The organism is Azoarcus sp. TTM-91 (genome assembly GCF_012911025.1).
Classification (GTDB): Bacteria; Pseudomonadota; Gammaproteobacteria; order Burkholderiales; family Rhodocyclaceae; genus Azoarcus.
In genome coordinates this window covers 1-18,157 of record NZ_WUEI01000047.1, presented here as the reverse complement: position 1 = coordinate 18,157, position 18,157 = coordinate 1, and the positions used below count along the sequence as shown (strand labels likewise).

Below are 18,157 nucleotides of genomic sequence, written 5' to 3'. Positions count from 1 at the left end.
TGAGCGCGCCGGCAAGTTCAAGGCGAACAGCAGGCGGCGGGAGACCCGGTTCGCAGATGGCGTCTGCCCTCCGCCTCTCTCTCCCGCCGGACATGAGTCTCAATGCCTTTAGCATGAAATATGTCGCGGGGCATAAGTGTCCGGCCGACTACAATCCGCCGCACTCCCGATACGGACCCCATCATGAAACTTGTCTTACTGAGCGCCGTTCTCGCCGCCTCGGCCCCGTTCGCCCATGCACAGGCATACAAATGCGTTTATGGAGACGGGACGGTGAGCTATCAGGGCCAGCCCTGCGTCCGGCCCGGTAGCCATGCGGAGATACGCGTGGTCCAACCCACGCCCGAGCAGCGCCGGGACGCACAGCTCCGTGCCCGCCAGGACGCCGTGCGCGCGCAACTGCTGGACCTCCAGGAGGAAGAAATCGCGCGGCGACGCGCGCAACTGGAAGAAAGCGATGCCCGTCGCGCGGCGGCCCCGTCCTCCACCCGCCCGCGCACCGAAGCGGACAAGTGCGCCGATTACCGCGAACGCCTGTCCGACGCCCAGTACTGGCAGAAGCGCTTCCTGCACCCGGCCAACATCCAGCGGGAAGAGGAAAAGGCCAGGCATTACGACGAACGGGCCTTCTTCGAATGCAAAGCCTCCGACCGGCCCTCGGTTTTCGACAAGAAGTGAGTCAATTTCGCCATCGTCTCCTTCACCCGGCGCTAGCCGGCGGCGGGATCAGGAGTAAGCGGAGCCATCGCCCTCCTGCGCTGGCGGTTCGATGCCGTAGCGCCACATGCGGCGGTAGAAGGTGGAGCGCGACATGCCCAGTTGGCGCGCCGCCGCGCTGATGTGCCAGCCCGTGCGCTGCAGGGCGTCGAGGATCTCCGCCTTGCCGGCGGTATCCCGTGCCGGCACCGCGGCGCCCGGCAGGGGCGGCGGCTGCAGCGCCTGCAGGCTCTCCGGCAGGTGGGACAGCCTCAGCGTGGCGCCGTCGCATACCGCCACCGCGAAACGCAGCACGTTGCGCAACTCACGCACATTACCCGGCCAGTGGTAGGCGCGCAGGCGCTGCTCCACCTCGGCGGAGAGGGCGATGCGGCGGCCACACTGCTCCGCCTCCTCTTCCAGGATGCGGGCGATCAGGGCGTCGATGTCGGCGCGCTCGCGCAGCGGCGGCAAGCGGAAGGTGGCTGCGTTCAGGCGATAGAGCAGGTCTTCGCGGAACAGGCCCTGGGCCACCATGGATTCGAGGTTGCGGTGGGTGGCGCAGACCACATGGAGATCCACCCGCTCCGGCTCGCTGGCGCCCAGCGCCATCACCTCGCCCTCGGCCAGCACCCGCAGCAGGCGGGTCTGCAGCGCCAGCGGCATGTCGCCGATCTCGTCCAGGAACAGGGTGCCGCCGCTGGCGAGCTGGACCTTGCCCGGGCAGCCCTTGCTGCGGGCGCCGGTGAAGGCGCCCTCGCGATAACCGAACAGCTCGCTCTCGATCAGGCTCTCGGGAATCGCCGCGCAGTTGAGGGCGACGAAGGGCTTGTCGCGGCGCTTGCTGTAACGGTGGATGGCGCGGGCGAAGGCCTCCTTGCCGGCGCCGGTCTCGCCATTGAGCAGGATGGGCACCCGGCTGTCGGCCAAGCGCTTGATGCGCTCTATGCTGGCGGCCACGCCGGGATCGGCGCTGGTGAGGGCGCTGAAACCGTCATCCTCACGCGCCCGCCCGCGGCCGGCGGTGCTGCGGGCACGAGTCACCGAGGGCGCCCGCAAGTGCAGCTGGAAGAAGCCGCCGGTGGCGTGGCAGCGCACCTGCATCGGCACGCCGGGGTGTTCATGGGCGTGGCGCAGCAGGCTCTCGGCGTCGGCGTCCAGCAGATCGCCTATGCCGCCCGGCGGCTGGGACAGGCGGGCCAGCTGCCGGCGCAGCCGCCGGCCGGCATGGACGATGCGGCCGTCGCCATCCAGCGCCAGGTACAGACCCTCATCCACGCCCCAGTCGTCCCCCGCCGGACACAGCCGCACCAGCCAGTTGCCGCGACAGGCCTCGGCGAACACCGCGTTCTCGATCAGCGCGGCGTTCTGCGCCACCAGGCGGTACACCAGCGACTGGCTGCGGCGCTCGTCCGGCGAGGACACCGCCGAGGCGTTGAGCACGCCCAGCAGTTCGTCGTCCGGGCCGAAGATGGGCGTGGCGCTGCAGGTGATGCGCTCGTTGAGGGCGAGGAAGTGCTCCTGCTTGTGCACCAGGATGGGCGAGCGCTCGACGATGGCGGTACCCACGCCGCAGGTGCCCTCCTCCTCCTCCGACCAGCAGGCGCCGAGGCGGAAACCGCGGCCGCGGTACTCCTGCTCCAGGCTGCCCTGGCCGCGGAAATCTATGGTCCTGCCCCCGGCATCGGTCAGCAGCACGCAGTAGCCGGAATCCCGCACCTGCTCATGCAGGCGATTGACGCCGGCCTGGGCAATGCGCAGGAAGGATTCCTCCCGCTCGCGCAGGTGGCGGCACTCATCGGCGGTAAGGATGCGCGGCCGCGCCGGGCGGCCGGGGTCCAGCCGGTGCTGCTCGACCGAGCGCCGCCAGGAGTCTTCCAGCTTGGTTGGGGAAAGTGCGTCCGCGCCTTCTTGGGCGGCTTCTCGCGAAAGCGCCTCGAGCGTCATCGCAGCGATGCTCATCGCCGGCCTCCTTTGGTCTCGTTCTCCTGCCGCCCGCCACTGTCACGCAGCGCGTCCGGGGAGCTTGCAGGTGCATCAGAGGATAGCCGCAAGAAATAGGCCATTCAACCTACGAAACAAGTGCTATCGCCAAGCGCCGCGCCGGTGGCGGAATACCGGGCGGCGGCGGCCATCCGCCAGCCGCCTCCCGGGCACTGCCCGGACTGTGCCAGGACCGTATCAGGGCGACCGGCTGACACAGGGCTGACACATTCCTGCAACACAAGCGCCGGCGGGGCGAGATGCCGCCGCGCGCCAGCGCCCGCCCGAATTTTCCCTTTCCCGTCAATGGGCTGATCCTCCTCGCCCCCACCCCGACCGCCACGCTGGCACAGGCCTTGCCCCTGCTGCCCGGCCAGAAGGCTGCGGCGCGAACGCAGCCCGGCATCGCGGCCGGCGCCGCCAGCCGCGATCACAACGCGACCAAGGAGGATGGAAAGGAATGGCTGATAGGGAACTCGAAGCGGGCTGCCCCTGCGCCACTGCACCGCAGGCGGAACCGGGCAGCCGGCGCGCGATGCTGGCGGCTTCGCTGGCGCTGGCGGTAGCCCCGCTGGTGCCGGGCGGCGCAGCCGCTGCCGACAACCCGCGCCGCGCCAGACCCCAGGTGGGCGACGGCCTGGCCTACATGACCGGAGAAAAGGAGGGCCAGCAGATCACCCTGGCCGACCTGAAGGTGGGCGGCCCGCCGGTGCTGGCCTACCCGATGGACGTCTCCACCCAGACGGTGCGCGACGGCGCCCGCACCAACCTGCTGGCGCTGGTGAAGGTGGCGCCGGAGGAACTGCCGGAGAAGCTCCGCGCCGACGCCGCCGACGGCGTGCTCGCCTTCTCCGCCATCTGCACCCACTACGGCTGCCCGATCACCGAGACACATCCCACCGGCGGCAAGCTGGTCTGCAACTGTCACGGCTCCACCTTCGACGTGCTCAAGAACGGCGAGGTGGTAGCCGGCCCGGCGACCCGCCGGCTGGCCCACCTGCCGCTCAAGCAGGCCGGCAGCGCGCTGCTGGTGGCCGGCAACTTTGCCGGTCCGCTGGGGCCGCCGCAGCAGTAGGGCATGCGCAACACCCGAGGAAGACGCGCCGCCGGCACGCGTTCCTGCCCGGCACATCACCTGAGCAACACCCACCCAAGGAAGGAGACAAAAATGAAAAGACTGCTATCGCTGACGGCTCTGGGCCTGGCCTTTGCGCCATTCCTGGCCGGCGCCGCCGGCGACTACAAGCCGGTCACCGCCCAGCGCCTGGCCAATCCCGAGCCGGAGAACTGGCTCATGACCAAGGGCAACTACCAGGGCTGGAGCTACAGCGCGCTGGACCAGATCACCACCGCCAACGTGAAGAAGCTCAAGCCGGTGTGGAGCGCCGCCACCGGCATGACTTCCGGCCACGAGGCACCGGCCATCGTCAATGGCGACATGATGTTCGTCTCCACCCCGCGCAACCAGGTGCTGGCCTTCAACGCCAAGACCGGCCGCCTGCTGTGGCGCTACAAGCGCGAGCTGCCGGAAGGCTTCGGCGCGCTGCACGTCACCAACCGCGGCGTGGCGCTGGCCGGCGACAAGGTGTACGTCGCCAGCCTGGACTGCATGATCACCGCGCTGGACGCCAAGACCGGCGCCAAGGTGTGGGAGTCCGAGGTGTGCGACTGGCAGAAGGACAGCGCCTACATCACCTCGGCGCCGCTGGTGGTCAAGAACGTCGTCATCGTCGGCCCCTCGGGCGGCGAGTTCGGCGTGCGCGGCTTCCTCAAGGCCTTCGACCTGGAGACCGGCAAGGAGGTATGGACCCGCTACGCGGTGCCGGCGCCGGGCGAACCCGGCTCCGAAACCTGGCCGCAGGAAGGGCGCTGGAAGGATGCCTGGAAGAACGGCGGCGGCACCATGTGGATGCCGGGCAACTACGACGCCAAGAACGACGTCCTCTACTGGGGCGTGGGCAATGGCGCGCCCTGGCTGGGTGACCAGCGCCCCGGCGACAACCTCTACCTCGCCTCCGTGCTTGCCCTCAACCCCGACACCGGCGAAATCAAGGGCCACCACCAGTACCACTGGAACGACTCCTGGGACTGGGCCGGCATGAACGCGCCCACCCTGGTGGAGTTCGAGCGCAACGGCAAGAAGGTGCCCGGCCTCATCAGCGCCCAGCGCAACGGCTACATCTACTGGCTGGACCGCAAGCCCGACGGCAAGATCGACTTCAACAAGGCGCTGCGCTACGTCAAGCAGAACGTCTTCACCAGCATCGATCCCAAGACCGGCCGCCCCACCTACGACGAGGCCGGCAAGCCCGGCACCGGCAAGACGGCGACCTACTGCCCCAGCCTGTGGGGCGGCAAGGACTGGCCCTTCGAAGCCTACAGCCCCAAGACCGGCATGCTCTACATCCCCTTCAACGACAACCACTGCATGACGCTCACCGGCAAGATCCAGGAGCGCATTCCGGGGCAATGGTCGGCCGGGGTGGAGATCACCGAGCTGAACCTGAAGGTGGACAAGAACGCGCCCTTCGTCGGCGGCATCCAGGCCTGGAGCGTAGACGGCGCCAAGGAGAACTGGCGCGAGACCTACGCCGCGTCGTGGAACTTCGGCTCGGTCATGGTCACCGCCGGCAACGTGCTCTTCGCCGGCGGCACCAACGACCGCATGTTCCGCGCCTATGACGCCCGCAACGGCAAGCTGCTGTGGGAGTTCCCCACCCCCTCCGGCATCATCTCGCCGCCCAGCAGCTACTTCATCGACGGCAAGCAATACGTGGCCGTGGTCTCCGGCTGGGGCGTGGATGCGGCATGGATCCAGGGAAAGATGCATGACAGCCACGGTTGGGAGAAGCAGGTGCCCGAAGGCGGCTCCGTCTGGGTCTTCGCCCTCGAGGACTGAGCCCGCGGGCTCCGCCTGACCGCCGCGCGGCGCCGGCCTCGGCGCCGCCGGCAACCCCGATCCACACCCTCTGGAGACAACAACAATGATGCCTGCAAGGCAGGCCCCCTCACGCCGGGGCCAACCGAAACCGCAGCTGCTCGCCGCCACCCTGTTCGCCCTGGTGGCCGCCGGCACCGCCCTCCCCGTCCAGGCGCAGACCACCTTCGACGTCATCGGCCCGCACGAGTACGACCTGCCGGTCGACTTCAAGCCCTTCAACGTCTTCGTGCAGTACGCCTACCTGCAGCGCAACAAGCGCGCCTTCGACAACGACGGCGACCGGGTGCGCGGCTCCGACTCCGAAGCCATCGTCGGCCTGTCGAAATACGTGCGCTTCTGGACGCCCGACTTCAACCGCAACATCGGCCTGGCCTGGGAAGTGATCGTGCCGGAGATCAGCATCCGCAACGACCGCGACAACTCCCATGCCAGCGGCCTGGGCGACCCGATGACCGGCTTCGCCATCTGGTACAAGCCGCGGCCTGAGCTCACCCTGGGCTTCCAGTCCTTCCTGCAGATCCCGGCCGGCAGCAGCGAGGTCAGCGACAAGAACTGGAAGAACCTCTCCAGCCTGTTCTGGGACTGGCGCCTCACCGACAAGCTGGGCTGGACGGCCGACGCCGGCTTCGTGTTCCAGGGCGACCGCACGGACGACATCCGCCCAGGCCACTCCTTCCACACCAACCACCGGCTGGGCTACCGCGCCACGCCGCTGCTGGAGCCCTTCCTGGCGCTGGACTACGAGCGCAGCAAGAGCACCTCCACGGTGGATGGCGGCCATGTGCTGGATGGCGGTATCGGCCTCATGTTCCACACCTTCGACAACCAGTCCATCACCCTGCGCTACTCGCACAGCATCAGCGGCGAAAACCACTCGGTGAATGACAGCTTCAACATCAAGTACGCCTACGCCTGGTAAGGGCAGCCGCCCTTCCCGCCGGCCACGCAGCGGTCACACCAAGTGGCCGCGAAGCACGGCGGCGCGAAGGGCGGCAGCCAAGGAGAACGCCATGAAACTGCTGCACTCGCTTGCCCTCAGCATCGCGCTCCTGGTAGCGCTGTGGGTCTATCTCTCGGTCGGCAACCCCGGCCTCAACTTCAACGCCTGGATAGGCTTCGTCGCCTGGGCCGCCCACTTCGCCGCCGGCGGCGGCGGCGAGGGCGCGCGCAAGGCGCTGGCGGCCGGCGTGGCCGGCATCCTGCTCACCGCCGCCACGCTGTTCGGCGTGCAGGCCCTGGGCGGCGGCCTGGGCTCGCTCATCACCCTGGTCGCCGTGCTGGCCTTCGTGCTGGTGGCCATGGCCGACGTCGCCCTGCTCGCCTATACCCCGGCGGCCTTCCTCGGCGCCGCCTCCTTCTTCGGCGCCGGCGGCAAGCTGGACGCCGGCATCCTCTTCGTCACGCTGTCCTGGGTAGCCGGCGTGATCTTCGGCTTCGCCTCGGAATGCTTCGGCAAGCGCATGGCCCGTACGGCCTGAAACCCGCAACACATAAAACAGGAGACTGATGATGGCAACCGAGTACCGCAATTTCATCGACGGCGAATTTGTCGTCACCAGCGGCGATCCGCTGATCGAGGTGCGCAACCCCGCCAACGACGAGCTGCTGGCCTTCGTGCCGGACTCCGGCGCCGCGGTGGTGGAGCGCGCGGTGGAGGCCGCCACCCGCGCTCAACCCGCCTGGGAGCGCCTGCCGGCCATACAGCGCGCCGGCCACCTGCGCGCCATCGCCGCCAAGCTGCGCCAGCACAAGGACAGGCTGGCGGAAATCATCACCCGCGAGCAAGGCAAGGTGCTAGGCCTGGCCACGGTGGAAGTGGACTTCACCGCCGACTACCTGGACTACATGGCCGAATGGGCGCGCCGCATCGAGGGCGAAATGATCCCCAGCGACCGGCCGGGCGAGAGCATCTTCCTGATGCGCAAGCCCATCGGCGTCACCGCCGGCATCCTGCCGTGGAACTTCCCCTTCTTCCTCATCGCCCGCAAGCTCGCGCCGGCCCTGATTACCGGCAACACCATCGTGATCAAGCCCAGCGAAGAAACGCCGATCAACGCCTTCGAGTTCGCCCACCTCGCCCAGGAAGCCGGCCTGCCGCCGGGCGTGTTCAACCTGGTGAGCGGCCGCGGCGCCAGCACCGGCTCGGCGCTCAGTTCCCACCCCGGCATCGGCCTGGTGAGCTTCACCGGCAGCGTCGCCACCGGCATCCGCATCATGCAGGCGGCCGCCACCAACCTCACCCGGGTGAACCTGGAACTGGGCGGCAAGGCGCCCGCCATCGTGCTGGCCGACGCCGACCTCGACCTCGCCGCCAAGGCCATCTGCGACTCGCGGGTCATCAACACCGGCCAGGTGTGCAACTGCGCCGAGCGCGTCTACGTGGATCGCAAGGTGGCGGAGGAATTCACCACCAAGATCGCCGCCCACATGGCCGCCACCCGCTACGGCGACCCGATGGCCGACCGCAGCGTCGGCATGGGCCCGCTGGTGAACCAGATCGGCCTCGATAAGGTCGCCGCCATGGTCACGAAGGCACGGCAGGACGGCGCCCAGGTCGTCACCGGCGGCAACCTCGCCGACCTCGGCCAGGGCTTCCACTACCAGCCCACCGTGCTCGCCGGCTGCCGCCACGACATGGAGATCATGAAGAAGGAAATCTTCGGCCCGGTGCTGCCCATCCAGACGGTAGACAGCCTGGAAGAAGCCATCGCCCTCGCCAACGACTCCGAGTACGGCCTCACCTCCTCCATCTTCACCCGCGACCTCTCCTCCGCCATGCGCGCCTGCCGCGACCTGCGCTTCGGCGAAACCTACGTAAACCGCGAGCACTTCGAAGCCATGCAAGGCTTCCACGCCGGCCGCCGCAAGTCGGGCATCGGCGGCGCGGACGGCAAGCATGGGCTCTACGAGTACACCGAGACCCACGTGGTGTACATGCAGCACGGCTGAGCCCCACCCCGCCGGCCCCGCCTTCGCCATCGGGCCGTGGCCGGCGGCTGAATCACCTCACGCTCTCCCGGAGGCCGGCATGGCCCCCGGCCTCCTTTGCCGCCTTTTTTGGGCGGCGTTTTTTTGCCTCGTCGCAAGAAAGGCGGTCATGCGAAGCGTCCGCTTGGCATGCCTTGGCGTTCTGCGCCCATCCCCGGTAAGGGCGAGTGACGGCTGTCGAAGAAAGAGAGGCTGTCATGCTGACGGTTAAGGACAAGAAGGAGAAGTGAGAGGCAGTGAGCGCTGCTCGCATAGCGCGAGTAATGAGCGGCGGTATTTCGGCCGAAGCTGCCGGTCCAGCCGGATACGCTGATTGTCCGCGTTCGGCGAGAACCGGTCAGTCGATTTCGCCATCTGAATCGAATAGCCGAGGTCTCCTCCTCCTCGCTCAATGACCGGTTTCTGGAGAGCGAGTTTTCCGCGGAACTACCTCGCTCGACCAAGATGCCCCGCTTGAAACCGGTGTCTGGATTACGCGCGATCCAGCGCTAGGGCTGAAAAAACGTCGGGCGGCCACGAAACATCATTTGCTATGTCCGTGTTCGAGCCAAATCACGACTTGGCGGCGACAGGAAGCCGAAATGGCGCGCCCAGTCGGTTGAACGCGTTCATTGCGGCGATCGTGATCGTAAGGTCGACCAGGTCTTTGGGCGTGAATTGTGCCGAGGCAGCGGCATACGCCTCATCCGAAGCATGCGTTTCGCTGACACGAGTCACCTCCTCAGCCCAGGCCAGCGCGGCACGCTCCTGGTCAGAGAATAGGTGGCGTACTTCATCCCACACCGGTACCAACGTGATCTTGTCGATCGACATGGTTTTCCTGAGATCGCGGCTGTGCATGTCGATGCAGTGGGCGCAGCCGTTGATTTGCGAAACGCGGAGGAACACGAGGTGCACAAGCTCCTCGGGGAGGTTCGTCTTCTTTGTGACGTAGTGGTGGATACCGAAAAGAGCCTTCGCGCCGTCAGGCGCGATTTCTTGCCAGTTCAAGCGTGTCATCTCAGTCCTTTCCTGTCGTTGATGGTGAGTAGTGTCGGGGTCGGTGCGCCCCAGGGCCGCCTATCGACTTCAGCGGCGGTCCATGTCATAACGCCACGTTACTCCACCGGATATTGGAGAGACAGGCCCAAAAACTGCCGAAATGACTGACCCAAATACGCCCAATGTGCTTTCCATCCAGGTGGACCGTGCCACCGACGCACCTATCGGCGACCAGATCCATGCGAGCCTGCGACAGGCGATTCTCGACGGCCGGCTTGCGCCGGGACAGCGCTTGCCTTCCGGCCGGGACCTCGCCGCGCAGCTTGGCGTTGCGCGCGGCACCGTCCGCGTGGCCTACGAGCGGCTGATCGCCGAGAACCTGGTGTTCGGTGCCGGCCCCGCAGGCACACGCGTATGCGCTCGGCCGCTCGTCGGCCGAGCGGACGACGAGGCGCCACTCGACGGGCCTTTGGCGGCTTTTACCCGCCCATATTCGAGCACGCCGCTGCCGTTCCAAATGGGCGTGCCGGCTCACGACGCATTTCCCACCAAGCTCTGGGCTCGCATGCGGGCGCGTGCAGTACGCGCCGACGCCATCACTTATACGGCCTACGCTGACCCACGCGGCGAGCCTGCGCTACGGGCCCAGATAGCGAGCCACCTGGCCGTCAGCCGGCAAATGCAATGTCATCCCGATCAGATCCTCGTTACGAGCGGGTACCGGCACGGCCTAATGCTTGCGTTGACGGCACTGCGCGCGCACGGTCGCAAGGCGTGGATCGAGGAGCCAGGTTATCCGCTGGGAAGACGCGCGCTGGAACTGATCGGAGCCGCGCTCGAACCCGTGCCCATCGATGCCGAGGGGATGCGCGTAAAGGATGGCATCGCCCGCGCGCCAGACGCCTTCCTGGCGTTGGTCACTCCGGGCCAACACGCACCGCTGGGCGTGACCCTGTCGCCGGCACGAAGACACGCCCTGCTCGACTGGGCGGCGGCAAGGGAGGCCTGGGTCATCGAAGACGACTATCTTGGAGAACTGCAGCTCGACGGTCGGGCGGCACCGGCCCTTGCCGCAGGCGAAGGCGCGAACCGCGTGATTCACATCGGCTCGTTCAGCAAGACGCTCAGCCCGGCGCTGGGCCTTGGTTTCGTCGTCGCCCCACGCTCGCTGGCGGAGCGTCTGGTCGAGGTCTCTGCTGTGTTGGCCCCGGCCCCAAACCGGACCACCCAACTGGCGGTTACGGAGTTTCTAGCGGATGGGCACTTCCTGCGGCACCTGCGCCAGATGAAGGCTCTCTATGCCGAGCGCCGCAATCTCGCGTTAGCGCATGTCAGCGAGTTTCTGCCGAACTCGCTGGCGGCGGGCTTAGGCGTGATCGCACCGCTTCCACAGCTCGCCGACGACAACGCCATTGTCGACGTTGCCCGCGCACACGGCCTAGCGCCTTCTGCCCTCTCCGCCTGGCATCTTCGCCGCACTCATGCGCAACGCGGCTTGCTACTCAGCGTGACGAACCTGCGCCTCGACAACATCGATGCCGCATGCGCGAAACTTGCAAGCATCGTTGCATCTCATTGAGTCGTAGCCCACAGGCACCCACCGGTTGAATCCACAGGCGATAGCCGCCTGAGTTTCGGGGTCGGCTGACCGTCTGCTACGGCCGAAGAGCCGCCAACCCGATAACAATCCAGGTGAACCCTCCACGCAATCATCTGGCGTACAACAAGCACCACGATGACGCAGGGCTCAAGGCCACAAAATCCTGGCATGTCAGCTTGACAAGCTTCATTCTCACCGCACTCCCCTCTGCCTCTCCACCCGGCCCCTCACCCCATCATCCACACCCCCATAAACCACCGGCACCACCAGCAAACTCAGCAGCGTCGAAGTAATCAACCCGCTTATCCCCACAATCGCCATGGGCACACGAAAGCTCGGGTCGCCACCCAGGCCCAGGGCGACTGGCAGCATGCCACCGCCCATGGCGACGATGGTCTTGATGATGGGGCGGGCGCGCTTGCGGCAGGCGTCGAGGATGGCGGTACTGCGGTCCAGGTGGTGTTCGCGGCGGGTGATGAGGATGTAGTCCAGCAGCAGGATGGCGTTCTTGGCGACAATACCGAGCAGCAGATGAGGCCGATCATCGACGGCATGAACAGAGTGGAGCCGACCAGGAACAGCGCCAGCATGGCGCCCGGCACCGACAGCACCAGCGCGGTGAAAATCGCGATTTGCCAGAAGGCTATCTTCATCGCCAGAGGCCATTCGCCGGACCAGGCGACAGCCATGCCGATCGGGTTCCTTCAGCCACATTGGCCCGCATACCGGTGGCAACCCTGCTCAACCACAGCTCCGGTTTGCCGAACTGGTCGGACGACATTCTGGCGCCGACTTTCGAGCCGGGCCAACGTTGGCAGTACTCGGGCGAGGGATATCTGCTCCTGCAGGCCATCATCACTGCGGTGACAGGCGAAAGCATAGAAACGGCAGTCTCGCGCTTTGTCTTTGAGCCATTGGGAATGCGTGATTCCCGGATGCATCTGACCGATGACATTCGAGCGCGCGTCGTCGATGGCGTCGGCTGGCTTGGCAGCAGCAAGCATTTCGAGTTCATCGAATCCAATGCCGCGGCATCGATGTATACGACCGCAGGTGACTATGCGAGATTTCTTGCCGCCCTGGCCTCTCGCAGCGATCTCTTGTCCCTGACTGTTGCGGCCCCCATACCGGTCGATCCTGATCTTGGCCTGGCATGGGGATACGGATGGGGCATCGAAAACGCAGAGGGGGCCCCTACCTCTGGCAATGGGGAAACAATCCGGGGTATCGCGCATTCGCGATGCTCTCCGTGACCTCGGGAAACGGATTCGTTCTGACGACCAATAGCGAAGACGGCCTGCGGCTAACCGCATCGCTGGCGCAATCAACGATCCCCGCGAATCACGGCGTTTTCCGGTTCCATATGCTCGGCTGAGCCTGCGTGACACGCCCTGGCAGCGCCCTTACACAACATGGCTTGAAGAAGCAGAAAGGCGGCACGCAAACTCAAGCGGCGTGGATGCCGAAACCGCTCTCGCCCGGCGCCAACTCCGGCCGCAGGGTCAGCTCGGGGATGCGGTAGTCGCCGGCGTTCTGCCTGCGGAAAGGGATGGGCGGCGTCGTTGCCAGCGTGTCCAGCCGCTTGCCCAGCGCTTCGCGCACTTCGCCGAAGTTCGCCTCGTTGATCTTGCCGCTGCGATAGATCACATGCGGCGGCAGCACCTCGAAGCCGGGGTAGAACAGGATGCCGTGCTGGATGGGGAAGAGCAGATCGTCGATGGGGCCGTTGATGCCGCGTGGCGCGTAGTGGGACGCCCAGCCGCCGGTCGTCACCACCAGCATGGCGCGCTTGCCGGCCAGCATGCCTTCGCCATAGCGGTCGCCCCAGTGGGTATCCGAATGTTCGCCGACGCCATAGGCGAAGCCGCAGGCATAGACGCGGTCCACCCAGCCCTTGAGGATGGCCGGCATGGAGAACCACCACAGCGGAAATTGCAGGATGAGGGCGTCTGCCCAGCGCAGCTTGTCCTGCTCGCGCGCGATGTCGGCGCTCTGGGTGCCGCCCTCGAAGGCTCGCATGGAGTCCGCCGAGGGATCGAAGCGCGCACCCGGCTGCGGTGCGGTGTTGTCGTCCGCGTCCAGCGTGGCCTTCCAGCGCATGGCGTAGAGGTCGGACAGCTGCACCGCATGGCCGGCCTGCTCCAGGCGGCTGACGGTGAAATCCCTCAGCGCGCCGTTCAGCGAGCGCGGCTCCGGGTGGGCATAGACGAGCAGGACGTTCATGGCTGGGTGCTCCATCAATCAGGAAGTGGAAGTGAGTGGCGCCACGATAGGGGCGCGCCGGATATAGTGGAAATGAATTTCCGGAATCCCAGGTATTGCCATGAACAATTCCCTGCCCGCCAGCCTGCGGCAGCTGGATCTGAATCTGCTGGTCACGCTGGATGCCCTGCTGACCGAGCACAACGTGACCCGCGCGGCCGAGCGCCTGCACCTGGCGCAGCCCACCGTCAGCGTGCAACTCGCCCGCCTGCGGGAGTTTTTCGGCGACCCGCTGCTGCTGCCCGGCCCCCGGGGCATGCGCCCCACCGCAAGGGCAGACGAGCTGCGCGAACCGCTGCGTGAGGCCCTGGCGGCGCTGGCCCAGGCGGTGGCGCCATCCAGCGCTTTCGACCCCGCGCTGTCCCGCCACACCTGGCGGGTGGCGGCTTTCGACTACAGCGAGTTCACCGTGCTGCTGCCGGCGCTCGCCGGGTTGCGCCAGGCAGCGCCCTCGGCGCGGCTCGCCGTGGTCCAGTTCACCCCGGCGCAGGTGGCGAAGAAGGCGGAACAGGCCGACATCGACCTCGCCTTTCTCATCGAAGCCGAAGCACCACTGGACCTGCACCGCCGCCCGCTGTTTACCGAGCGCTACGTGCTGGCGGGCCGCGCCGGCCATCCGCGCCTGAAGCGCCGGCCCACGCTGGCGCAGTTCTGCCAGCTGGAGCATGTAATCGTGTCGCCAGACGGCGGCGGCTTCACTGGCGCCACCGATGCGGTGCTGGCCGAGCTGGGCATGGCGCGCCGGGTGGCGCTGTCGGTGCCGCACTTCCTTTTCCTCGGCGCAGTGCTGGCGAGTACCGACCTGGTGGCGATGGTGCCGTCGCGGCTGGTGCGGGGGAATGCCGCGCTGCAGGTGGTGGAGGCACCGCTGGAGGTGCCGGGCTTCGAGATGCTGATGCTGTGGCATGAGCGGGTGCATCGCGATCCGGCGCATCAGTGGCTGCGGGAGCAGATTGCGGCGTCGGTGTGAGGACGAGAACTCCGGCGCTGCGTGAGGCGAAAAAAAGGCCTGCGGGCATGGTGCCGGCAGGCCTGGAGGAAAGGCGGGTGCAGAGGGGTCGAGGAGACCTTACCCGCCGATGCAGATCATTCGACGAAGCGGACGAAGTCCTCCACCGGGGCACGTTCGGTGTGCAGGCGGTTGGCCGGTTCGGTTTCGTCCGGGTAGCCCAGCGCCATGCCGCACAGCATGCGTTCGCCGGGCGGGATCTCCAGCACCTCGCAGACGATGCGGTGGTAGCGCACGAAGGCCTGTTGCGGGCAGGTTTCCAGGCCGTGGGCGCGGGCGGCCAGCATCACGTTCTGCATGAACATGCCCATGTCCAGCCAGCTGCCCTGCTCCATGTCCCTGTCCATGGTGAAGAACAGCGCCACCGGCGCGCCGAAGAAGCGGTAGTTGCGGGCGAAGTGGGCGTGGCGGGCGGCCTTGTCGTCGCGGCCTATGCCGAGCAGGGAATACAGGCCGAGGCCGAGCGCGCGGCGGCGGGAGAGGTAAGGCTCGCGCCACTCGGCCGGGTAGATGGGGTATTCCTCTTCGTGGCCTTCGCCGCCGGCGTCGTGGGCGGCGACCAGGCGTTCGCTCAGCGCGTCCTTGCGCGCGCCGGTGCACACATGCACCTTCCACGGCTGCAGGTTGGTGCCGCTGGGCGAGCGCGAAGCCACCCGCAGGATGTCCAGCAGCAGTTCGCGCGCCACCGGCTCGGGGCGGAAGCCGCGCACCGAGCGGCGGCCGAGGATGGCGTCGCGTACCGTCATGCCGCTGGCCTTGGGGTCGGCAGTCATTCACTCGTCTCCTTGCTGTTCGTTCGAGTCTGCATTGTGCGGGGATGGGGCGATCCGGGTATGCGCCTGGTGTGAGCCGCCATCAGCGCGGGCCAGCGGGCGGATGGCGACCGGCCTGCATGCTTGCCGATCCCTGCTGCAAGTCATGCAGACAGGCGATCTGGTGCTCGCCGTTCCCCTCGCCTCCGCGCGCGGCGATGACTTTGGACTGGCCTGTCCTGAGTGGAGTCACCGGGCTGGGAGCGGACGGCGGCGGCGACCCGACGCTACGGCATATTCCCCGCGCCAGCCTCACCGCTCACCGGGCCGCCCCGCGGCGCCCTCTCCGCAGCACGTCCCCACCGCCCCGCTCAGAACGCGCTTTCCGCGAAGCGCGTCAGCGCCCCGCCCGCTTCCCGCACCACCGCGGCGTTGGCCGCCGCCTGCGGGCCTATGGTGGCGATGTAGAAGCGCGCCAGTTCGACCAGGCTGGCGAGGTATTCGGCATCGCCCTCGCCCGCCACCAGCCGGCGGCGTGCGGCCTGGGCGGCGCGGGCGAGCTGCCAGCCGCCGCACACCGTGCCCAGCAGGTGCAGGAAGGGCACTGCGCCGGCGAGCACGTCGGCCAGTTGGTCCTTGCCGTTGGCCAGCATCCAGTCGGTGGCTTCCTCCAGCGCATCCACGCCTTCGGCGAAACCATCGGCGATCTCGCCCAACTGTTCGTCTTCCTTCAGCTGCAGCACGCTGGCGCCGAGGTCGGCGATCAGCTCGCGCAGGGTGGCGCCGCCTTCGCGCAGGATCTTGCGGCCGACCAGGTCGTTGCCCTGGATGCCGGTGGTGCCTTCGTAGATGGTGATGATGCGGGCATCGCGGAAGAACTGGGCGACGCCGGTTTCCTCGACGAAGCCCATGCCGCCGAAAACCTGGATGGCATCGTCGCAGACCTCGTTGCCGACCTCGGTGCACCAGCCCTTGGCCACCGGCATCAGCAGATCCACATAGCGGCGGTGCTTGGCCGCGACCTCGGTATCCGGGTGGTGATGGGCGATATCGAACCAGCTGGCGGCGGTGTAGAGCAGCGCCCGCATCGCCATCACCCGGGCGCGCATGGAGAGCAGCATGCGCTTCACGTCCGGGTGGTGGAGGATGGGTTTGCCGGCTTCGCCGCTGACGGCGTCGCGGCCCTGCACCCGCTCGCGGGCGTAGTCCAGCGCGAACTGGTAGGCGCGCTCGGCCAGGCCGGCGCCCTGCACACCGACGCCGAAGCGGGCCTCGTTCATCATGATGAACATGGTCTCCAGCCCGCGGTTGGGCTGGCCGATGAGGTAGCCGACCGCGCCGCCCCTGTCGCCGTAGCTCATGGTGCAGGTGGGGCTGCCGTGTATGCCCATCTTGTGTTCGATGGAGATGCAGCGCACATCGTTGTGTTCGCCCAGGCTGCCGTCGGCATTCACCAGGTACTTGGGCACGATGAACAGCGACAGGCCCTTCACCCCGGCCGGCGCGTCCGGCAGGCGGGCGAGCACCAGGTGGACGATGTTGGGCGTGAGCTCATGCTCGCCGTAGGAGATGAAGATCTTCTGGCCGAAAAGCCGGTAGCTGCCGTCCGCCGCCGGCTCGGCGCGGGCGCGGGTGGCGGCGAGGTCGGAGCCGGCCTGCGGCTCGGTGAGGTTCATGGTGCTGGCCCACTCGCCGCTCACCACCTTGTGCAGCCAGGTTTCCTTCTGCTCGTCGCTGGCGGCGATATGCAGCGCCTCCGCCTGGCTCACGTTGAGCTGCGGCAGCATGGTGAAGGCCATGTTGGTGGAGAACCACATCTCCCACACCGGGGTGGAGACGAGCTTGGGCAGGCCCTGGCCACCGTACTCCGGCGGCAGCGACAGGCCGATCCAGCCGGCATCGCGGAACTGGTTGTAGGCGGCCTGCCAGCCCTCCGGCGTGCGCACGCGGCCATCCGCCTCCAGGCGGCAGCCCTGCTCGTCGCCCTGGCGGTTGATCGGCCCCAGCACGCCGGCGGCGAACTTGCCAGCCTCTTCCAGGATGGCGCCCACCAGGTCGGGCGTGGCGTCCTCGCAGCCGGGCAGGCGCGACACCGCCTCCAGCCCGGCCAGCTCCGTCAGGATGAACTGCATGTCGCGCAGCGGCGCGCGGTAGTCCGGCATCTCTTTCTCCCCCCCTCTCCTCTGGCGCATTCCCCGGTGGCTGTTGTGTGCCGCGTTCTCTGCGCGGCGCCCGTTGTGGCCGGGAAATGCGTATGACGTAACTGCGGTTTCCTGCCGCCTTGTGTCCTGCCGCCTTATTCGCAGGCGGCGCGGATGTCTTCCGGAATCGGCACCGCCTTGATGCGCAGCGGGTTCTCCGGGTCCTGGATGGCGAACACCCGTACCTCGCGGCCTTCGCACAGCACGGTGTCGCCGCGGCGGGCGACGTGCCGCATGACGAAGCTCTTGCCGCGCCACTCTTCCACCGAGCTTTCGATCTCGATGTCTTCGCCGTAGGTGGCGGAGTTCATGAACTTGCCCTGCACGTCCACCAGCGGCGTGCCGATGATGCCGCGCTGAGCCTTGGTGTCGCGCCAGCTGGGTACGCCGCAGGCGGTAAAGAACTCGCGGCTGGCGGTGTCGAACCACTTGAAGTAGTTGGCGAAGAACACGATCTCCGCCGGGTCGCAATCGCTGAAGGCGATGCGCATGCGATAGATGTTGCTGCGGGCCATGAGGGGTGGTTCCGTTTTGGGTTGTTGGGTTATTCGGTTGCTGGGTTGTCCGGTCCAGCTGCTGCGGCTGGCTATCTTTTCAAGGCGGCGGTGGAGAAGCAGTCCGTCCAGCGTGCTGATTTTGTCCCCTCTCCCCTCGCGGGGCGCAGGCGGAAAAAGCGAAGCACTGCTTCACCCGCCGGAGCGCCCTGTGACCTGCAGGCCACAGGGCTGGGGCGCGGAGCGGGGG

The 18,157-nt window shown here is 67.3% G+C and carries 16 protein-coding genes; 9 read left to right on the top strand and 7 right to left on the bottom strand.

The features are described 5' to 3' along the window. The first annotated feature begins 120 nt into the window (after positions 1–120). The gene (locus tag GRF61_RS13830; protein WP_348982397.1) at positions 121–678 is read left to right on the top strand and encodes a DUF4124 domain-containing protein; all 558 of its coding nucleotides are present in this window, start codon (positions 121–123) and stop codon (positions 676–678) included. Positions 679–726: 48 nt separating this feature from the next. Here the strand turns inward: GRF61_RS13830 and GRF61_RS13825 are convergent, their stop codons facing one another. Beyond that, a complete protein-coding gene (locus GRF61_RS13825; RefSeq protein WP_211165960.1) occupies positions 727–2,658 on the bottom strand; it encodes a sigma-54-dependent Fis family transcriptional regulator in 1,932 nt (643 codons plus the stop codon). 481 nt (positions 2,659–3,139) lie between these two features. On the opposite strand from GRF61_RS13825, the gene GRF61_RS13820 reads away from it, so the two are divergent. The 5 genes from GRF61_RS13820 to aldA all read left to right on the top strand — a co-directional run bounded on the left by GRF61_RS13820 (position 3,140) and on the right by aldA (position 8,569). Next, positions 3,140–3,754 carry a Rieske 2Fe-2S domain-containing protein gene (locus tag GRF61_RS13820; RefSeq protein WP_169151220.1) on the top strand — a complete coding sequence of 205 codons (615 nt, stop codon included), beginning with the start codon at positions 3,140–3,142 and terminating at the stop codon, positions 3,752–3,754. Between the two features lie 93 nt (positions 3,755–3,847). Next, a complete protein-coding gene (locus GRF61_RS13815; RefSeq protein ID WP_133588106.1) occupies positions 3,848–5,578 on the top strand; it encodes a PQQ-dependent dehydrogenase, methanol/ethanol family in 1,731 nt (576 codons plus the stop codon). An 85-nt stretch (positions 5,579–5,663) separates the two neighbouring features. Next, complete coding sequence (locus tag GRF61_RS13810) at positions 5,664–6,539, top strand: transporter (protein WP_248281244.1); 876 nt, start codon at positions 5,664–5,666, stop codon at positions 6,537–6,539. A 91-nt stretch (positions 6,540–6,630) separates the two neighbouring features. Continuing rightward, positions 6,631–7,098, top strand: a complete 468-nt coding sequence (locus GRF61_RS13805) for a DUF1097 domain-containing protein (protein WP_133588108.1) — start codon at positions 6,631–6,633, stop codon at positions 7,096–7,098. A gap of 28 nt (positions 7,099–7,126) precedes the next feature. Then, positions 7,127–8,569 (top strand): aldehyde dehydrogenase, encoded by a 1,443-nt coding sequence (gene aldA, locus GRF61_RS13800; protein WP_248281243.1) that lies wholly within the window; start codon positions 7,127–7,129, stop codon positions 8,567–8,569. Positions 8,570–9,160: 591 nt separating this feature from the next. Here aldA and GRF61_RS13795 read toward each other — a convergent pair. Beyond that, a complete protein-coding gene (locus tag GRF61_RS13795) occupies positions 9,161–9,607 on the bottom strand; it encodes a carboxymuconolactone decarboxylase family protein (protein ID WP_133588313.1) in 447 nt (148 codons plus the stop codon). A 142-nt stretch (positions 9,608–9,749) separates the two neighbouring features. Between GRF61_RS13795 and GRF61_RS13790 the strand changes: the two genes are divergently transcribed. Next, positions 9,750–11,168: a PLP-dependent aminotransferase family protein gene (locus tag GRF61_RS13790; protein WP_169151219.1), complete on the top strand. Its 1,419-nt coding sequence runs from the start codon at positions 9,750–9,752 to the stop codon at positions 11,166–11,168. Positions 11,169–11,381: 213 nt separating this feature from the next. On the opposite strand, the gene GRF61_RS13785 is transcribed toward GRF61_RS13790, so the two are convergent. Then, complete coding sequence (locus tag GRF61_RS13785; protein WP_248281242.1) at positions 11,382–11,903, bottom strand: efflux RND transporter permease subunit; 522 nt, start codon at positions 11,901–11,903, stop codon at positions 11,382–11,384. A gap of 14 nt (positions 11,904–11,917) precedes the next feature. On the opposite strand from GRF61_RS13785, the gene GRF61_RS13780 reads away from it, so the two are divergent. Continuing rightward, a complete protein-coding gene (locus GRF61_RS13780; RefSeq protein WP_169151218.1) occupies positions 11,918–12,442 on the top strand; it encodes a serine hydrolase domain-containing protein in 525 nt (174 codons plus the stop codon). A gap of 193 nt (positions 12,443–12,635) precedes the next feature. Here the strand turns inward: GRF61_RS13780 and GRF61_RS13775 are convergent, their stop codons facing one another. Continuing rightward, positions 12,636–13,412: an NAD(P)H-dependent oxidoreductase gene (locus GRF61_RS13775; RefSeq protein ID WP_211165959.1), complete on the bottom strand. Its 777-nt coding sequence runs from the start codon at positions 13,410–13,412 to the stop codon at positions 12,636–12,638. A 100-nt stretch (positions 13,413–13,512) separates the two neighbouring features. On the opposite strand from GRF61_RS13775, the gene GRF61_RS13770 reads away from it, so the two are divergent. Further along, positions 13,513–14,421 (top strand): LysR family transcriptional regulator, encoded by a 909-nt coding sequence (locus GRF61_RS13770; RefSeq protein ID WP_169151216.1) that lies wholly within the window; start codon positions 13,513–13,515, stop codon positions 14,419–14,421. Between the two features lie 116 nt (positions 14,422–14,537). Here the strand turns inward: GRF61_RS13770 and GRF61_RS13765 are convergent, their stop codons facing one another. The 3 genes from GRF61_RS13765 to GRF61_RS13755 form a co-directional block, all read right to left on the bottom strand. Beyond that, complete coding sequence (locus GRF61_RS13765) at positions 14,538–15,233, bottom strand: nitroreductase (RefSeq protein WP_133588121.1); 696 nt, start codon at positions 15,231–15,233, stop codon at positions 14,538–14,540. Between the two features lie 350 nt (positions 15,234–15,583). After that, positions 15,584–17,374: an acyl-CoA dehydrogenase gene (locus tag GRF61_RS13760; RefSeq protein WP_169151215.1), complete on the bottom strand. Its 1,791-nt coding sequence runs from the start codon at positions 17,372–17,374 to the stop codon at positions 15,584–15,586. Between the two features lie 134 nt (positions 17,375–17,508). Then, complete coding sequence (locus GRF61_RS13755) at positions 17,509–17,928, bottom strand: acyl-CoA thioesterase (RefSeq protein ID WP_169151214.1); 420 nt, start codon at positions 17,926–17,928, stop codon at positions 17,509–17,511. Between the last annotated feature and the right edge of the window lie 229 nt (positions 17,929–18,157).

What these genes read in the sequence shown, in the direction of transcription:
- GRF61_RS13830 (WP_348982397.1), top strand. Translation starts at nt 121, where the DNA reads ATGTCGCGGGGCATAAGTGTCCGGCCGACTACAATCCGCCGCACTCCC.
- GRF61_RS13825 (WP_211165960.1), bottom strand. Translation starts at nt 2,658, where the DNA reads ATGAGCATCGCTGCGATGACGCTCGAGGCGCTTTCGCGAGAAGCCGCC.
- GRF61_RS13820 (WP_169151220.1), top strand. Translation starts at nt 3,140, where the DNA reads ATGGCTGATAGGGAACTCGAAGCGGGCTGCCCCTGCGCCACTGCACCG.
- GRF61_RS13815 (WP_133588106.1), top strand. Translation starts at nt 3,848, where the DNA reads ATGAAAAGACTGCTATCGCTGACGGCTCTGGGCCTGGCCTTTGCGCCA.
- GRF61_RS13810 (WP_248281244.1), top strand. Translation starts at nt 5,664, where the DNA reads ATGATGCCTGCAAGGCAGGCCCCCTCACGCCGGGGCCAACCGAAACCG.
- GRF61_RS13805 (WP_133588108.1), top strand. Translation starts at nt 6,631, where the DNA reads ATGAAACTGCTGCACTCGCTTGCCCTCAGCATCGCGCTCCTGGTAGCG.
- aldA (WP_248281243.1), top strand. Translation starts at nt 7,127, where the DNA reads ATGATGGCAACCGAGTACCGCAATTTCATCGACGGCGAATTTGTCGTC.
- GRF61_RS13795 (WP_133588313.1), bottom strand. Translation starts at nt 9,607, where the DNA reads ATGACACGCTTGAACTGGCAAGAAATCGCGCCTGACGGCGCGAAGGCT.
- GRF61_RS13790 (WP_169151219.1), top strand. Translation starts at nt 9,750, where the DNA reads ATGACTGACCCAAATACGCCCAATGTGCTTTCCATCCAGGTGGACCGT.
- GRF61_RS13785 (WP_248281242.1), bottom strand. Translation starts at nt 11,903, where the DNA reads ATGTGGCTGAAGGAACCCGATCGGCATGGCTGTCGCCTGGTCCGGCGA.
- GRF61_RS13775 (WP_211165959.1), bottom strand. Translation starts at nt 13,412, where the DNA reads ATGAACGTCCTGCTCGTCTATGCCCACCCGGAGCCGCGCTCGCTGAAC.
- GRF61_RS13770 (WP_169151216.1), top strand. Translation starts at nt 13,513, where the DNA reads ATGAACAATTCCCTGCCCGCCAGCCTGCGGCAGCTGGATCTGAATCTG.
- GRF61_RS13765 (WP_133588121.1), bottom strand. Translation starts at nt 15,233, where the DNA reads ATGACTGCCGACCCCAAGGCCAGCGGCATGACGGTACGCGACGCCATC.
- GRF61_RS13760 (WP_169151215.1), bottom strand. Translation starts at nt 17,374, where the DNA reads ATGCCGGACTACCGCGCGCCGCTGCGCGACATGCAGTTCATCCTGACG.
- GRF61_RS13755 (WP_169151214.1), bottom strand. Translation starts at nt 17,928, where the DNA reads ATGGCCCGCAGCAACATCTATCGCATGCGCATCGCCTTCAGCGATTGC.